The organism is Tersicoccus phoenicis (assembly GCF_001968835.1).
GTDB classification, from domain to species: Bacteria; Actinomycetota; Actinomycetes; order Actinomycetales; family Micrococcaceae; genus Tersicoccus; species Tersicoccus phoenicis.
On record NZ_MRDE01000126.1, the window covers coordinates 1 to 303 of the forward strand.

A 303-nucleotide genomic window follows, 5' to 3' on the forward strand; every position below is an offset into this window, starting at 1 on the left:
CCACAAGAGCGAGGGCCAGGCGACGCTGTTCGACACGTGGCGATTCCACGCCTTCTTCACCACCACCGACCCCGCCACCACAGGCACGGTCGCAGCGGATCAGGTGCATCGCCGACATGCGATCATCGAGAACGTCCACGCCGATCTGAAAACCTCCGCCCTGGCCCACCTGCCCTCCGGCGTGTTCAACGCGAACGCCGCCTGGCTGGTCTGCGCGGTCATGGCCTTCAACCTCACCCGCGCCGCAGCCACCCTCACGAACACGCCATCGCTTGCCCGCGCGACCACCACGACGATCCGACG

Annotated in this window: 1 pseudogene; it reads left to right on the forward strand. The window is 67.3% G+C overall.

Annotated features, from left to right (window positions below):
- Nucleotides 1-303, forward strand: a pseudogene (locus BKD30_RS15425) (IS1380 family transposase); the annotation flags it as partial.